This window comes from Nocardia colli (assembly GCF_008704205.1).
GTDB classification, from domain to species: domain Bacteria; phylum Actinomycetota; class Actinomycetes; order Mycobacteriales; family Mycobacteriaceae; genus Nocardia; species Nocardia colli.
In genome coordinates, this window is sequence record NZ_VXLC01000004.1 from 665,449 (window position 1) to 679,968 (window position 14,520).

Here is a 14,520-nt window from a genome sequence, read left to right on the forward strand (position 1 = left end):
TCAAGTCTTTTTCGTCACCCTTGCCAAGGTTTTAGTAAGCGCGCATACTAAATTCATGACGATCATCGCCACCGCGCAAGCCACCTCGACCGCCGCTCCCGCCGCCTTCTTCGCCAGATGGGCGGACATGGCCACCTGGCCGGAGTGGAACAACGACACCGAATGGGTCCGGCTCGACGGCCCGTTCGTCCAGGGCGCGACCGGCGTCCTGAAGCCGAAGGGCGGACCGAAGGTGCCGTTCGTCGTCGAGCGGCTCGACGACACCCAGTTCGTCGATGTCTCCAAGCTCATCGGCGCCCGGCTGATCTTCGATCACCAGATCTCCGCAACCGACGGCCGCACGACGATCACCGTCACCGTCTCGATCGACGGCCCGCTGCGCTGGCTCTGGACCAAGGTCATGGGCGGCGACCTCGCCAAATCCGTGCGCCCCGACCTGGACGCGCTGATCACGGTCGCCGAGGGGGTGCCTGCATGACCAAGTACTGGTTGGGCGTCGTCTCGAAGGAACACGTGCTGCGCGGCGTCGAACTCGGCTTCGCACAGGCCAATCACGGCAAGCGCGCACCCGTCGAACGCATGCAGCCCGGCGACACACTCATCTACTACTCGCCGCGCGAGGGCATCCGTTCCGGCGCGCCGGTCCGCGCGTTCACCGCGATCGGCACCATCGATGACCGCCCCGTCTGGCAGGCCGACCCGGTCGATCTCCCCGGCGGCGGCTGCTTCCAACCGTGGCGCCGGGCGGTCAGCTATCGGACCGGCGCGAAGCAGACCGCGATCGACGACCTGCGCGACCGACTCGATCTGACCAGCTCACCGAACTGGGGAATGGTATTGCGGCGCGGCCTGATAGAACTCACCGCACACGATCATGCGGTGATCGCGAAAGCGATGTCGGGCGAGTAAGGGAGGCCGATGAGCAATGAAGGGCTACACACCGAATTCGAGCAGGCCGACGAGAGTCCCGGGTTGCTGCTCTGGCAGGTGACCAATCGGTGGCAGGCGGCGCAGCGCGCGGCGCTCGCCCCGTTCGATCTGACCCACGTCCAGTTCGTGCTGCTCGCCTCGCTGACCTACCTCGCGGTGGCCGGCGATCCGGTGATGCAGCGCGACCTGGCGGCGCAGGCCGCCACCGACCCGATGATGACCTCGCAGGTGGTGCGCGCGCTCGAGCAGAAGGGCCTGGTCGAGCGGCGCGATCACCCGAGTGACCGGCGGGCGAAATCGCTGGTGCCCACCGAAGCCGGTGCGGCGCTGGCGAATCGGGCGGTGGTCGTGGTGGAGGCCTGCGATCGGGAGTTCTTCGGTCCGCTCGGGCTGCGGGCCGCGCAGTTCGCTACCGACCTGCGCAGCCTGCGGCGACTATAGGACCTCGTCGATCCCGAGGCCGTGCTGCGGCTTCCGGCGCGGGCGACCGAATCGGGCGCCCCACTGGCCTGCCGCGTGTGTCTGACACAGCAATGCCCAAACACACAGGGCGACAACGCCATACACGAGACCGAGCGCGCCGATGTACGGGCCGAGAGCGCCGAGCGCCACCGCCAGCACCGCGCACGGCAGCGGCCAGGACAGCAGCCAGCGCCAGCCCGCCTCGCTGCGCACGCCACCGAGTCCGGTGATGACGAAATACGCCGCGGCCCCGCCGCCGAGCGCCCAGCCGATGCCGGTGGACACGTGGGCCTCCGCGTGCTCGACGGCCAGGCCGAGGCCGGCCGTGATGGTGGCGATCGCGGCGGTGATCCAGCAGTGCATCGCCATCACGTATTGCCGCGGTACCGCGTGGTCCGGATCGTCGCCGGTCATCAGGCGCGGCACGAAGCCGTACATCAGGGTCAGCGCCCACAGGCTCGCCAGCACGACGAACGCGCCGAAGCCGAGGGCGAGCACCCGGAAGTGCCACATCACCCCGCCCACCGCGGTGATCACCGTGATGACCCCCTCGCCGAGCACGATGATCACGTACAGCCCGAGCCGCTCGCCGAGGTGCACCGAATCCGCGTGCAGCGCCTTGACTTTCGGCGGCTCGACATTCTGGAGCCGGCGCGAGTCGCGAATCCGGCGATCGATCGCCTCCTGCGCGCCCACCATCATCTTGTCGCCGGTCACCGCGAACATCAGCCACAGATCGATGACCAGGCCGAGCGCCCACAGGTAGTACTTCCACGGTTCGGGCACCCAGAGCGAGGCGATCCACGGCAGCACGCCGACGGACAGCTGGGCGATCGGCCAATCGACCACCAGCCGGCCGCGCCCCCAGACCTGCGCGGCGACCATGCGCACGAGCACATAGACCGCCGCGAACGTGGTCGCGTGCCGGTCCGGGATCCCGGCCACCGCCGAGGCCATCACGCCGAGACCGAGCATCGCCCCGAGCATCAGATAGATCCTGGTGTGGTCGCGGGCGATGTTGCCGTACAGCATCATGCACGCCCACACCGTCCAAAAGGCCAGGTAGAGCAGGATATACAGGGCGAAGTCACCGAGCGAGGGGCCGCGATGGAGCAGATGGGTGAGCTGGCCGATGCCGGCCACCGCGACGAGGTCGAAGAACAACTCCATCCAGGTCGCGTGCCGGTCGGCGGGTCTAGCGTCGGTTGACGGCGTGTCGTGTGCCACGAGGGGACAGTATTGCGCGCGCGGCAAGAGTTGTCGGCGGGCACTGTCATGATGGGTGCCGTGTCGTCAACCAGTACACACCGACCGACCGGCCTCGAGCTGGATTCGCTCGACCCCGAGCAGGCCGCCGCCGTGCGCGCGCCCCGGGGTCCGGTGTGTGTACTCGCGGGGGCGGGCACCGGCAAGACCAGGACGATCACCCATCGCATCGCGCATCTGGTGTCCACCGGGCACGTGAAGGCCGACCAGGTGCTCGCGGTCACCTTCACCGCGCGGGCGGCGGGGGAGCTGCGCAACCGGCTGCGCGCGCTCGGTCTGGGCGGCGACGCGACCCAGGTGCAGGCGCGCACCTTCCACGCGGCCGCGCTGCGGCAGCTCAAATACTTCTGGCCGCAGATCGTCGGCGACGTGCCGTGGCGATTGATCGACGGCAAGTTCCCGATCGTCGCCCAGGCGGCGAACCGGGCCGGGCTCTCCTCGGCCACCGACAGCGTGCGCGACCTGCTCAGCGAGATCGAATGGGCGAAGGCCTCGCTCATCGCGCCCGAGGACTATCCGGCGGCGGTGGCCAAGCAGCGCCGCGAGACGCCGTACGACGCGCTGCGGGTGGCCGAGGTGTACGCGGGCTACGAGAAGCTCAAGGCCACCCCGGACGGCCTGCTGCTCGACTTCGACGATCTGCTGCTGCACACCGCCGCGGCGCTGGAGGACTATCCGGCGGTGGCTGACGAGTTCCGCGGCCGCTACCGCAGTTTCGTGGTCGACGAGTATCAGGACGTCACGCCGTTGCAGCAGCGCGTGCTCGACGCCTGGCTCGGCGAGCGCGACGATCTGACCGTGGTCGGCGACGCCAACCAGACGATCTACTCGTTCACCGGCGCGACCCCCGGCTACCTGCTCGACTTCTCCCGCCGCTTCCCGGACGCCACGGTGATCCGGCTGGAACGCGACTACCGCTCGACCCCGCAGGTGGTCTCGCTGGCCAATCGGGTGATCGGGGTGGCGCGCGGCCGCATCGCGGGCACCCGGTTGCAGCTCATCGGCCAGCGGCCGGACGGGCCGGAGCCGGTGTTCGCCGAATACGACGACGGACCCGCCGAGGCGGCCGCGGTGGCCAAGTCGATCCAGCGGCTGATCGAGGCGGGCACGCCGGCGGCCGAGATCGCCGTGCTCTACCGGATCAACGCTCAGTCCGAGAGTTATGAGCAGGCGCTGACCGAGCGCGGCATCGCCTACCAGGTGCGCGGCGGCGAGGGATTCTTCTCCCGGGCCGAGGTCAGGCAGGCCGTCTCGGCGTTGCGCCAGGCCGCGTCGCGCGACGACCTGCCCGGCGAGGCGCGCAGCGGCACCGCGTTGGTCACGCTGGTCCGCGCGGTGCTGGCACCGGTGGGACTGACCAAGGAGGAACCGGTCGGCGCGCAGGCGCGGGAGAAATGGGCCTCGCTCGTCGCACTGGTCACGCTGACCGAAGACCTGGTCGAGCACGACGACAAACTCGACCTGCCCGGCCTGCTGCGCGAACTGGCCGCCCGCACCGAGGCGCGGCACCCACCGACCGTGCAGGGCGTCACGCTCGCGTCGCTGCACGCCGCCAAGGGCCTGGAGTGGGACGCGGTCTTCCTGGTCGGCGTCGCCGACGGCACGCTGCCGATCCAGCACGTGCTCTCCGACGACGGCTCGGTCGGCGACGAGGCGAAGCTGGAGGAGGAGCGGCGGCTGCTCTACGTCGGGGTGACTCGCGCGCGCGAACATCTCCAACTGTCCTGGGCGCTGGCCCGGGCCGAGGGCAAGCGCCGCACCCGCCGCCGGTCCCGATTCCTCAACGGACTCGTCCCCGACGATTCGCCCGCGTCCCGGATCGCGACGCCGGTCGTCGAGGCGAAAGGCATGCGTCCGACCTGCCGAGTGTGTGCGAAGCCACTGATCGGTACCTATGCGACTATGCTTGGCCGCTGTCGTCGTTGCCCGGCGGAGCTCGATGCCGAACTTCTGATCGCGCTACAGGAGTGGCGTGCGGAGAAGGCCGAGGCGTTGCAGGTGCGCGAATTCGTGGTGTTCACCGACACCACGTTGACCGCGATCGCCGAACAACTCCCTGGTGACGACGCCGCGCTGGGGTCGATCGCGGGCATCGGGCAGAAGAAGCTCGAACAGTACGGCGGCGAGGTGCTCGCGATCATCGCTTCGCGGTTGCGCGCAAGACCCCAAAACCGCAGGTAGAAAATAGGTTGTACCACCCGGCGAACTTGCCTATGGTGGGTTTTACGCACCGGGAGGTTATCCCGGCGCGCAGAGTTCAAACACACACAACGAGTTAGGAGGGAGGCAGACGTGAACATCAAATTCTTCAATGCGATCGACGTTGCGGTGAATTCACCCATGTCGGCCTCCCGGGGGATCCTCGCCTTGCAGGGGATCGGTCTGTCCGAAATCGGTGTGTACGGCACGCAGGCGCAACTCGCGCCCACGCATGCCCCGATGTGCACCCTCATTTCGGACAAGCCCAGTGCCGGTGGCTGGCACCCGTCTGTCGTCGACACGGCAGACGTCAACGTCGCCGCAGCAGCCGGTTATGAGCCGGCGGATCTGCAGGCAACACGCCTCCGTCCCGCACACCAAGCGATCGTGATCAGGACTCGACAGAGATGTCGAATACCTAGGTAGGGAACTTCCCTCCCAGACCTCCTGGCCACGGATCGCACACCGCGAAACCGTGGCCAATCTTTTCGGCCCTTCAGCCAGCCGGCCCCGGTTTCGCGGACAACACAACGAACCGCTGCAACGAGCTGAAGGAGAACGACGTGTTCACCGCCCAGGAATGGCCTCAGGCCACTACTGACGTGACATGCGGAACCGTGGCGCCGACCACTCGGACCCGGGAGGGCAACAAGTCCGTGCCTTGCCGAGCCGGAGATCCCGATCTCTGGTTCGCCGAGAGCCCCAACCAGTTGGAGCAGGCCAAGGCGCTGTGCGCCAGCTGCCCCATCCGGAAGGGCTGCTTGACCGCAGCCATGGATCGGCGTGAGCCGTGGGGTGTCTGGGGTGGCGAGATCTTCGATCAGGGGGTCGTCATCGCCCGTAAGCGCCCGCGCGGACGTCCGCGCAAGGTCGCGGTCCCGGCATGAAACCGGGAGTGACTTCCCTCCCTCCGGTCGATGTGCTCGATCCGGTTGGTCCTGACATGGGCCGAGCCAACGAACGAGAAAGCAGACGAACCGCTCACCGTCGCCCGGTGAGCGGCTCGTTTGCGTTGTCGTGCAGGAAGTATCAGGTTCGCCGTGGCCCGTGGGGTGCCCGGCGGACCGTCAGCCCGTCGGCAACGGCGAGCAATAATGTTCTGGTGTCGTCGGCGTGCGCCCACCAGCGGTGGCGCACGCCCGACGGGCAGTAATAGGAGTCTCCGGTGGACAGCGTCACCTGCTCGCCGTTGGCGGCGACCGTGATGGTCCCGGAGACCACGTAGATCAATTCATCGTTCTGATGCGTGAATTCGCGCTCGCTCCGCCCGGTTCCGCCGGTGAACTCGAGTGCGCGCAGATCCCGCGGTCCGTGGACCAGCGAGCGCACCGAACCGTCGTTGTTCCGCTCGGCCTGTTCGAGCACGCCCTCGCCGGCCCGCACGATCACCGAGCCCGGCGTGCTGTCGGCCGCGGCCAATAGTTCTGTCGCCGTGGTGCTGAGCGCGTCGGCGATGCGTTGCAGCGAGCGCAGGCTCGTGTTGGTCCGCCCGTTTTCCAGTTGGCTCAGAAACGACTGCGACAATTCGGTCTTCGCAGCCAGCTGAGCCAGCGTCAGTCGCGCCGCACGCCTGCGGTCGTGCACGACGTTGCCGAGCCCGGGCCAGCGCGCCTGGTCGTCGCTTCCGTTCTGATGCACCTAACCAAAACCTCTCTTGTTGCTTCAGCACCTTCTCAGCAGCCGGGTACTGAATCCTCGTGTTTACATCACGGTGATCGCAATGCTTCCAGGGCCTTCTAGCGTACTGAATATTCAGTGGAGCTGAATATTCAGGAGGATCGGTGGAGCAGAACACCCTCAAGCGCCGGGGTACCGGGCTGATCGGTATCGATGCGGCGGCGGCGTCGCCCGGTTACACGCTGTATGCGCCGCTGGCCGGGCGCGGCCTGGTCGAGTTGGTCGATCTCGCGGGCGAGGTGGTGCATCGCTGGAAGCTGCCGTATCGGCCGGGCCGGCACGCACGGCTGCTCGCCGACGGATCGCTCGCCTACAACGGTGCGACGCTGGCCCAGCCCCCGCTGTTCGCGATGTGGCGCAAATACAGCGGTGGATCGATGGGGCGCTATGACCAGGACGGGACGCTGCTGTCGGAGCATCGCGACGAATTCCAGCATCACGACGCCCACCATTACGACGACGGGCGCATCCTCTACACCGGGGTCGAGCCGTTGGCCGGTCCCGCCGCGGCGCGCATTCAGGGCGGGGTACCCGGCACCGAGGCCGACGGGATCGTCTGGTCGGACGTCGTCCGGGAGGTCGCGCCGGACGGCAGCCTGCTCTGGGAGTGGCGTGCGGCCGAGCATCTGACGCCGGAAGACTTTGCGCTGCAACCGCATTACTGGCGCGAGCATTGGCCGCTGATCAACAGCGTACATCCGCTGGACGACGACACCATCGTGGCGAGCCTGCGCAGCGTGTCCGCGGTGATCACCATCGATCGCCGGACCGGCGCGGTCACGACCCTCGCCGATCGCTCGACCGTCGCCCAGCAGCATCACGCGACGCCGACCGGCGACGGCAATATCCTGCTGTTCGACAACGGCACCTTCCGCACGGGCGAGTCGGTCACCTACAGCCGGATCGTCGAAATCGACCGCGCCACCGGCGAAATCGCCTGGACTTACCAGGATTCGCCGCGCGAGGCATTCTTCACCCCGTTCATGGGTGGCGCGCAGCGGCTGCCCAACGGCAATACGCTGATCACCGAGGCCGCGTTCGGCCGCATCTTCGAAGTGACTCCGGCGCAGCGGATCTGCTGGGAGTACGTGGTGCCGTCGTTCACCGAGTATCCGGATGCCGATACCGCGCAGGTCTTTCCGGGAATCTCCAATGCGATCTTCCGTGCCTATCGCTATCAGGATGTTCCGTGGCTGTGATCAATGGACCGGCAGTGCATCCGGTCGACGAGGTCCCGCCGCCCGGTCGCGCCCTCGCATCGGCGGTGCAGCATCTGGTCGTGATGGTCGCGACGCCGATCACCTCGGTCCTGCTGATCAGCCGCAGCCTGCATCTGGATGACGCGCAGTCCCGCGCATTGCTCTGCGCCACTTTGCTTTTCAGCGGCATCGGGACGATTCTGCAATCCAGTGGGCGGTTCGGGCTCGGCGCCGGGCTGCCGTTCGTCATGCTGCCCGGTGGTGCGGCCGTGGTGCTGTTCATCCAGATCGCGCAGGAATCGGATCCGGCCACCGCGAGCGGCGCGGTGATCATCACCGCGCTGGCCGGGATCGTGCTGGTGCCGCTGGCCCGGCGGCTGGTCACGCGCCTGCCCGCCGTGGTCATCGCCAGCATGATCGTGGTCATCGGCATCAACCTGGTGAAGGTCGCGGGCAATCTGATCACCACGCCCGACGATCCGTCTCCGGTGCGTTCGGTTGCCTTGGCCGCCATCACCATTGGGGCGACCGTGCTGGCCTATCGAGTGCTGCCGACCGGCTGGCGTCGTTTGTCCGTGCTGCTCGGCATGGCGGTGGGCAGCGCCGTCGCGGCGAGCCTGGGGCAGTTCCATCTGCAATCGGGTTCCGCGCTTGCGCAGGCGCCCGACCTGTTCCTGTTCGGGACACCGCATTTCGATCTGCTCGCCGCAATTCCGTTGCTGGTGTTCAGCATTGGCTCGATGGCCGAGGCGACCGGTCAGACCGTGCTCAACGCGAAGATTGTGGACAAGCAGATCGACACTCCGGTCACCGTCGGCCGCACGATTCGCGGGGACGCCGTAACCTCGCTGCTGTCCGGCCTTTTCGGCGGACCGACCATGGTCACCAGCGGCGAGAACATCGGGCTGATCCGCCTGACCAACATCCGCAGCCGCTACGTCACTGCCATCACCGGCGCGCTGCTGCTCGTCGCGGCCTTCCTCGCCCCGATCGGCCGCCTGGTGAATTCGCTTCCCGGCCCGGTCATCGGCGGCACGGCGGCCATCACCTTCGCCATGATCATCACCGCGGGCCTCGGCATGTTCCGCGAGGTCGACCTCGCCGCCGACCCCGTACTGCTCACCGCCACAGCGGCTTTGACCGCGGGTCTGCTCCCGATCCTCATCCCCGGCATCTACCGCGGGTTTCCCACGGATCTACGCCTGCTGCTCGGCAGCGGAGTGACGATGACGGCCGTCGTCGGCGTGCTCGTGCACCTCGTGTTCGCTGCCCGTCTGCGTCAGAAGTCGAACACCGACACCGTGGTAGCCCGCAACACACAAACATTGGAGAAGAAGCCGTGATCGGAGATCGGCTTGCCGCGCCACACCCCGTCTATGGTCGCGACCACCGGATCGAAGTCGGCTGAACACAGCGGCGGCACGGTGAAATCGGCCAGCGCCCGGATATTGCCGTCCGCCGCCACCAGGTTCTGACAGGCTTGCTCGGCTTTCGGATGCGTCCCGCCGACCGTGGGCGCGCAGATCAAGCTGACGGTCCGCTTGTCCACCACCTCGACCGACACCCCCGGCCCCACCGACAACGACACCACCGACTGCCCGTCCACCTCGGCCGTCGCGCCGACCGGCGCGACCATCGCGGCCCCGAACGTCACCGCCGCAGCGATCGAAACGCCGATAACCCGACCGGTGCACGACATGGTCATCACCCTTCGTCGACGGAGCCGATCCGACCTGAGCCGAGGCTAGTCGACCAACCATTCCGCCCTCCGCAATTGGGCGCACGCGGCTCGGTCAGAAACGGGCGCCGGTCAGCTGGCGGTGCGCTCCTCGCGGAAGCCCGGCATCCAGGTGCGGACCAGTTCCATGAACGGCAGTTCGGCGTCGAGCTGGGCGAGAATGCCGACGGAGCCGCCGAGCACCCGGAAGATCATCACGTATTCGGCCGGGAGTTGCAGGGCGCGTGCGGTTTTCATCTCCTGGCTGGAGATGTCGGAGGCCTTGCCCGCGACCCGCTGCATCCACCGGCGGGTGAAGTGGAACGAGTCGGACTTGATCGGATCGGTGAACGGACGCAGGTAGTCGGCGATCTCCTTGTCCGTGACCGTGCGGCCGGGGATGACCCAGCCGTTGTCGTACATGAGCTCGGTGAGTTCCTCGAACCGCTCCTCGACCGAGAGCGCGAGCATCCGGCCGAGCACCACCGGGAAGCCGTTCGGCATCGGCGCACAGGCGCCGAAGTCGATGACGGCGAGCTTGCCGTCGGCCAGCATCATGAAGTTGCCCGGGTGCGGATCGGCATGCAGCAGGCCGACGGTCTCGGGGGAGGAGAAGTGGAAGCGGCCCATCAGGCCCGCCACCCGGTTGCGCAGGTCGCGGGTGCCCTCCGGATCTTCGGCGCCGGCCTTGATGATCGAGGACACCGCGGTGCCGTCCAGCCATTCGGTGACGATCACCTTCGGCGCGCTGGCCACCACCTTGGGCACCACGATCTCCTGGTGCCCGTCGAAACCCTTGGCGAAGGCGCGCTGGTTGGCCGCCTCGTTGCGATAGTCCAGCTCTTCCTCGGTGCGTTCGGTGATCTCGGCGAGGATCGGCTTCACGTCGGCGCCCGGGATGACCGAGGCGAGCAGCCCGGTCATCCGGTTCAGCGTCTTGAGGTCCGCGCGCAGCGCCTCGTCCGCGCCGGGGTACTGCACCTTCACCGCGACCGTGCGCCCGTCCGACCACACCGCCTTGTGCACCTGGCCGATGCTGGCCGACGCGGCCGGATTGTCGTCGAACTCCTGGAACCGCTGCCGCCACTGGGTACCCAGCTGCTGGTCCAGCACCCGGTGCACGGTCTCGGCCGGCATCGGCGGTGCGGCGGCCTGCAACTTGGTCAGCGCCTCGCGATAGTGCTCGCCGAACTCCTCGGGGACCGCGGCCTCCATCACGCTGAGCGCCTGCCCGAACTTCATCGCGCCGCCCTTGAGCTCACCGAGCACGGTGAACAGCTGCTCAGCGGCCTTTTGGTTCAGCTGTGCGTTGATCTCGGACTTGTCGCCGCCGGCCAGCTTCTTCCCGAACCCCACGGCGGCCCGACCGGCGATGCCGAGCGGAATCTTGGCCAACTTGGCGTTACGGGATGAGCGGCGGCGCACAATCTCAGACACGTACCCATCATGGCGGAAGGAACCGGTTCTTAGCCATGGCAATCTTGAATCGCCGCCGCCGGCGGCAGTGACCCCGATCACTTGTCCGGCTCCTGCGGCGGTGTTCGCGAGCGAGCCCGACATGCGGTGAGACCAGCGGGAATTCGCCGGCAGCCGCAGTCCGCGTGCCGCGGCCACTGCCGCCGGCCGAGCCGGTGCGTGGCCGGGTCGAACTCGAGCGTCGTGTCCAAAGTGGCCAGCGACCGGCGGGTGGACAGGGCGAGGATGTCGTCCACCTCGCTGACCGCGAGGGCGGCGATGGCCGCGATCTTGGCCGGCGACGCGTGCCCGACCCGGCCCAGCAACTGCGCGGCCAGATGCGGCCAGTCCGCGTCGTTGTCCGCGCGCAGCAGATCGGCACAGCGCAGGCAGCTGGTCGCACCGGGCAGCACGAGCGGGCCGATCACCCCGCGGCCGTCGCGGATCCGGACCGGCAGATGCGCGACCCGGTGCTGCACCAGATCCTCGATCAGGCGCGGGTCGGTGACCATCGTGTCGGCCAGCACCACCAGGTCGGCCCGCCAGCCGGACACCGGCGCCGCGTGCGGCCGGTAGTCGCGCGAACGGCTCGGCCGGACACCGAGTTTGCGCAGTCCGGTGGCGACCGCGTCGGACAGCGGGCCGAGCCCGTGCACCCGCACCGACCGGATCCGCCCGCTGCGATCGTCGGGGTGGTCGAGCAGCCCGGCCTGGTCGAGGACGTCGAGCAGCGCCATCGCGTGATCCGGCTCGATGCCGCATTCGCCTGCGCGCCAGACGATCTGGGGCCGGGACTGGGTCCCGTCCAGCAGCCGGAGGAAGGCGAGCACGGTGTCGGCGTCGAGCCCGGCGGCGTCGAGCAGCACCGCGGTCTCGGGATGCCAGCCGAGTTGCACGACGCCGGACGGGCGCACCAGCACGGTGAGCTGCGGGGGCAGCATCGGACCACGGCACAGTGATGTCATGCCCGGCAGTATGCGCAACCCGCGAAACTGAAAAAGCGACGAATCCCGTAGTTATCCACAGGGATTCGTCGCTACCAACAGGACAATCAGGCGGACGGGCCGCTGTCCTTGCCCAGGTCGGGCCCGGACTGTTCGCCGGCGGCCTTGTCGCGCTCGGCCTTTTCCCGCGCCTCGGTCTCCGCCAGCTGTGCCAGCGGATCGTCGAACGCGGTGGTGCCGCCGCCGATCACCGAATCGATGAAACCGGCGGGGGAGTCCAGGTCGTTGGAGTCGGGCAGCAGGTCCGGGTGCGCCCAGACGCCGTCGCGCTTCTCCATGCCCGCGTCGCTGGTGAGCCTGCGCCACAGCGCGGCGGCCTCGCGCAGCTTGCGCGGCCGCAGCTCCAGCCCGACCAGGGTCGCGAACGTCTGCTCCGCCGGTCCGCCGGTGGCACGGCGGCGGCGCAACGTCTCGGCCAGCGCGCCCGCGCCGGGCAACCGATCGCCGACGGCATCGGTGACCACGACCTCCACCCAGCCCTCGATCAGCGCGAGCAAGGTCTCCAGCCGTTCCAGCGCCTGCTTCTGCTCCGGCGTGGTCTGCGGCTCGAACGCACCCTGGGACAGGATCTCCTCGAGCTTGCCCGGATCGGTCAGCGCCGACGGATCGATGCCCTGGGCCGCCTCCTCCAGCGCGGAGAAGTCCATCCGGATGCCGCGCGCGTAGTCCTCGACCGCGGCCAGCACTTGCTGACGCAGCCACGGCACGTGCCCGAACAGCCGCTGATGCGCGGCCTCCCTGGCCGCCAGGAACACCATGATCTCGCTCTCCGGCTGCTCCAGGCCCGCGCTGAAGTCCGCGATCGCCGCGGGCAGCAGGGCGGCGGTGCCGGACGGTCCGAGCGGCAGGCCGATGTCGGTGGAGGTCAGCACCTCCTTGGCGAGCTGGCCGAGCGCCTGGCCGAGCTGCGAACCGAAGGCGAGCCCGCCCATCTGCCCGAGCATGCCGACCATCGGCGCCGCGAACTCCTTGGCTTCCTCGGGCAGCGACGCGGTCCACATGCCCGAGATCTGCTGGGCCACCGGGTCGCACAGCCGCTGCCAGGTGGACAGGGTCTCTTCGATCCAGTCGTTGGCGGTCCACGCGACGGTCTTGCTCGCGCCCGCGGGCAACGTGGTCGCGCCGTCGAGCCACAGCTCGGCGAGGTGCGCGGCATCGGTGACCGCGCTCGCGGTCTTCGCCGACACCGGGGTCACGCTCGCCCCGAGCTGCTGGCGGGCCAGGCGCTTGGCGACGTCGTAGTTCACCGGGCCGGACTGCGCCGAACCCGGCTGCCCGATGCCGCTGAGCATCTGACCGAGCGAGGTCAGCATCTGGCCGAGCTGGGACGGATCGAAACCGCCGCCGGGTCCACCCACTCCGAACGGGTTGTTCGACTCGGGACCGCCCGGCTCGTCACCGCGCTTGCGGTCGTCGTCGTCGCGGTTCGAAAATCCGAAGGGGACGTCACTCATATGCTTCACGTTACGCGTGTAGTGCAGGCAGTTGATGTTCGCGCGGCGCGAAATCGGGGACGCGCGGGAGCGCCGAATGTCCGCCTCTGCCGTCCGCGCACGGCGGCCATCACTACTGTGGTCCAGGTGAATCGTCGGATCCTCACCCTGGTGGCCGCTCTGATCCCGGTGCTCGTGCTCGGCGCGCTCGGCACCGTGCTGACTGTGCCGTTCGTCGCACTCGGCCCCGGCCCCACCTTCAACACGCTCGGCAAGGTCGACGGCAAGGAGGTCGTCGACGTCCGCGGCGCCGAGGTGGACCAGACCACCGGCCACCTCAACATGACCACCGTGTCGGTGCGCGACGGGTTGAGCATCTTCGAGGCATTCGGCTTCTGGGTGAGCGGCAAGCACGGCCTGGTGCCGCGCGCCGAGGTCTATCCGCCCGGGGTGTCGCGGGACGAGATCGACAAGTCCAACCAGCAGGACTTCAAGGATTCCGAGAGCAACGCCGAGGTCGCCTCGCTGCACTACCTGAACATGCCGACCGTCGTGCTGCTGCGCAAGGTGGCCGAGGACGGCCCGGCCAAGGACGCGCTGAAGGCCGGCGACGAGATCATCAGCATCAACGGCGCGCCGATCGCCGCGCCGAAGGACGTGGTGACGGCCGTGTCCGCGCAGCCGCCCGGCGCGCAGCTGACCGTGCAGTTGCGCCGGGAGAGCGCCGAGCAGACCGTGCAGGTGACCCTCGGCGCCCGGCCCGACGACAAGGACAAGGGCTACCTCGGCGTGACCCCGGGGGAGGGCGCGCGCCCGCCGTTGCAGGTGGACTTCAACCTCGCCGACATCGGCGGCCCGTCGGCCGGGCTGATGTTCAGCCTCGCGCTGATCGACAAGCTCACCCCCGGCGAGCTGGACGGCGGCAAGTTCGTCGCGGGCACCGGCACCATCGATCAGGACGGCAAGGTCGGGCCGATCGGCGGCATCCAGTACAAGATGATGGCCGCGCGTGAGGCAGGCGCGGAGACCTTCATGGTCCCCGCCGCCAACTGCAACGAGGCCAAGCAGCGCACGCCCGATGGGCTGCGCCTGGTGAAGGTCGAAAACCTCACCGGCGCTGTGCAATCGCTCAACGACATCAACGCGGGCAAGGAGCCGGTCAGCTGCGGCTGACCAAG

Annotated in this window: 15 protein-coding genes; 9 read left to right on the plus strand and 6 right to left on the minus strand. The window is 68.5% G+C overall.

Features of this window, described 5'->3' with window-relative positions:
* Positions 1-55 precede the first annotated feature (55 nt).
* From F3087_RS15060 to F3087_RS15070, 3 genes are read left to right on the plus strand one after another with little or no spacing between them, the layout of a single operon-like run.
* Positions 56-478: an SRPBCC family protein gene (locus tag F3087_RS15060; RefSeq protein WP_150402520.1), complete on the plus strand. Its 423-nt coding sequence runs from the start codon at positions 56-58 to the stop codon at positions 476-478.
* Entirely contained in the window at positions 475-909 is a 435-nt protein-coding gene (locus tag F3087_RS15065; RefSeq protein ID WP_150402521.1) for an EVE domain-containing protein, read from the plus strand. The genes F3087_RS15060 and F3087_RS15065 overlap by 4 nt, the downstream gene beginning before the upstream one ends.
* Positions 910-918: 9 nt before the next feature.
* Positions 919-1,371 (plus strand): MarR family winged helix-turn-helix transcriptional regulator, encoded by a 453-nt coding sequence (locus F3087_RS15070; protein WP_150402522.1) that lies wholly within the window; start codon positions 919-921, stop codon positions 1,369-1,371.
* Here the strand turns inward: F3087_RS15070 and F3087_RS15075 are convergent.
* Entirely contained in the window at positions 1,366-2,619 is a 1,254-nt protein-coding gene (locus F3087_RS15075; protein ID WP_150402523.1) for a low temperature requirement protein A, read from the minus strand. The genes F3087_RS15070 and F3087_RS15075 overlap by 6 nt on opposite strands.
* Positions 2,620-2,667: 48 nt before the next feature.
* Here F3087_RS15075 and F3087_RS15080 point away from each other — a divergent pair, with 48 nt between their 5' ends.
* The 3 genes from F3087_RS15080 to F3087_RS15090 all read left to right on the plus strand — a co-directional run bounded on the left by F3087_RS15080 (position 2,668) and on the right by F3087_RS15090 (position 5,744).
* Positions 2,668-4,839, plus strand: a complete 2,172-nt coding sequence (locus F3087_RS15080; RefSeq protein ID WP_396897563.1) for an ATP-dependent DNA helicase UvrD2 — start codon at positions 2,668-2,670, stop codon at positions 4,837-4,839.
* A 111-nt stretch (positions 4,840-4,950) separates the two neighbouring features.
* On the plus strand, positions 4,951-5,283 hold the full coding sequence (locus F3087_RS15085) for a hypothetical protein (RefSeq protein ID WP_150402524.1): 333 nt from the start codon (positions 4,951-4,953) through the stop codon (positions 5,281-5,283).
* A gap of 137 nt (positions 5,284-5,420) precedes the next feature.
* Entirely contained in the window at positions 5,421-5,744 is a 324-nt protein-coding gene (locus F3087_RS15090; RefSeq protein WP_375912830.1) for a WhiB family transcriptional regulator, read from the plus strand.
* A 142-nt stretch (positions 5,745-5,886) separates the two neighbouring features.
* Here the strand turns inward: F3087_RS15090 and F3087_RS15095 are convergent, their stop codons facing one another.
* On the minus strand, positions 5,887-6,495 hold the full coding sequence (locus F3087_RS15095) for a helix-turn-helix domain-containing protein (RefSeq protein ID WP_223885074.1): 609 nt from the start codon (positions 6,493-6,495) through the stop codon (positions 5,887-5,889).
* A gap of 143 nt (positions 6,496-6,638) precedes the next feature.
* On the opposite strand from F3087_RS15095, the gene F3087_RS15100 reads away from it, so the two are divergent.
* Positions 6,639-7,733, plus strand: coding sequence for an aryl-sulfate sulfotransferase (locus F3087_RS15100; protein ID WP_150402525.1), 1,095 nt, complete (start codon positions 6,639-6,641; stop codon positions 7,731-7,733).
* Positions 7,724-9,076, plus strand: coding sequence for a uracil-xanthine permease family protein (locus tag F3087_RS15105; RefSeq protein ID WP_150402526.1), 1,353 nt, complete (start codon positions 7,724-7,726; stop codon positions 9,074-9,076). The genes F3087_RS15100 and F3087_RS15105 overlap by 10 nt, the downstream gene beginning before the upstream one ends.
* On the opposite strand, the gene F3087_RS15110 is transcribed toward F3087_RS15105, so the two are convergent.
* The 4 genes from F3087_RS15110 to F3087_RS15125 all read right to left on the minus strand — a co-directional run bounded on the left by F3087_RS15110 (position 9,013) and on the right by F3087_RS15125 (position 13,363).
* Positions 9,013-9,432, minus strand: coding sequence for an SSI family serine proteinase inhibitor (locus F3087_RS15110; RefSeq protein ID WP_191093961.1), 420 nt, complete (start codon positions 9,430-9,432; stop codon positions 9,013-9,015). The two genes, F3087_RS15105 and F3087_RS15110, sit on opposite strands and share 64 nt — an antisense overlap.
* Before the next feature lie 111 nt (positions 9,433-9,543).
* A complete protein-coding gene (locus tag F3087_RS15115; RefSeq protein ID WP_150402528.1) occupies positions 9,544-10,887 on the minus strand; it encodes an ABC1 kinase family protein in 1,344 nt (447 codons plus the stop codon).
* A gap of 77 nt (positions 10,888-10,964) precedes the next feature.
* The gene (locus F3087_RS15120; protein WP_150402529.1) at positions 10,965-11,870 is read right to left on the minus strand and encodes a hypothetical protein; all 906 of its coding nucleotides are present in this window, start codon (positions 11,868-11,870) and stop codon (positions 10,965-10,967) included.
* An 86-nt stretch (positions 11,871-11,956) separates the two neighbouring features.
* Complete coding sequence (locus F3087_RS15125; protein ID WP_150402530.1) at positions 11,957-13,363, minus strand: zinc-dependent metalloprotease; 1,407 nt, start codon at positions 13,361-13,363, stop codon at positions 11,957-11,959.
* Between the two features lie 126 nt (positions 13,364-13,489).
* On the opposite strand from F3087_RS15125, the gene F3087_RS15130 reads away from it, so the two are divergent.
* Positions 13,490-14,515, plus strand: a complete 1,026-nt coding sequence (locus tag F3087_RS15130; protein ID WP_191093962.1) for a YlbL family protein — start codon at positions 13,490-13,492, stop codon at positions 14,513-14,515.
* Positions 14,516-14,520: the final 5 nt, after the last annotated feature.

Excerpts from the sequence above, each read along its gene's own strand:
- F3087_RS15070 (WP_150402522.1), top strand. The coding sequence starts at position 919 with ATGAGCAATGAAGGGCTACACACCGAATTCGAGCAGGCCGACGAGAGT.
- F3087_RS15110 (WP_191093961.1), bottom strand. The coding sequence starts at position 9,432 with ATGTCGTGCACCGGTCGGGTTATCGGCGTTTCGATCGCTGCGGCGGTG.
- F3087_RS15080 (WP_396897563.1), top strand. The coding sequence starts at position 2,668 with ATGATGGGTGCCGTGTCGTCAACCAGTACACACCGACCGACCGGCCTC.
- F3087_RS15065 (WP_150402521.1), top strand. The coding sequence starts at position 475 with ATGACCAAGTACTGGTTGGGCGTCGTCTCGAAGGAACACGTGCTGCGC.
- F3087_RS15120 (WP_150402529.1), bottom strand. The coding sequence starts at position 11,870 with ATGACATCACTGTGCCGTGGTCCGATGCTGCCCCCGCAGCTCACCGTG.
- F3087_RS15125 (WP_150402530.1), bottom strand. The coding sequence starts at position 13,363 with ATGAGTGACGTCCCCTTCGGATTTTCGAACCGCGACGACGACGACCGC.
- F3087_RS15060 (WP_150402520.1), top strand. The coding sequence starts at position 56 with ATGACGATCATCGCCACCGCGCAAGCCACCTCGACCGCCGCTCCCGCC.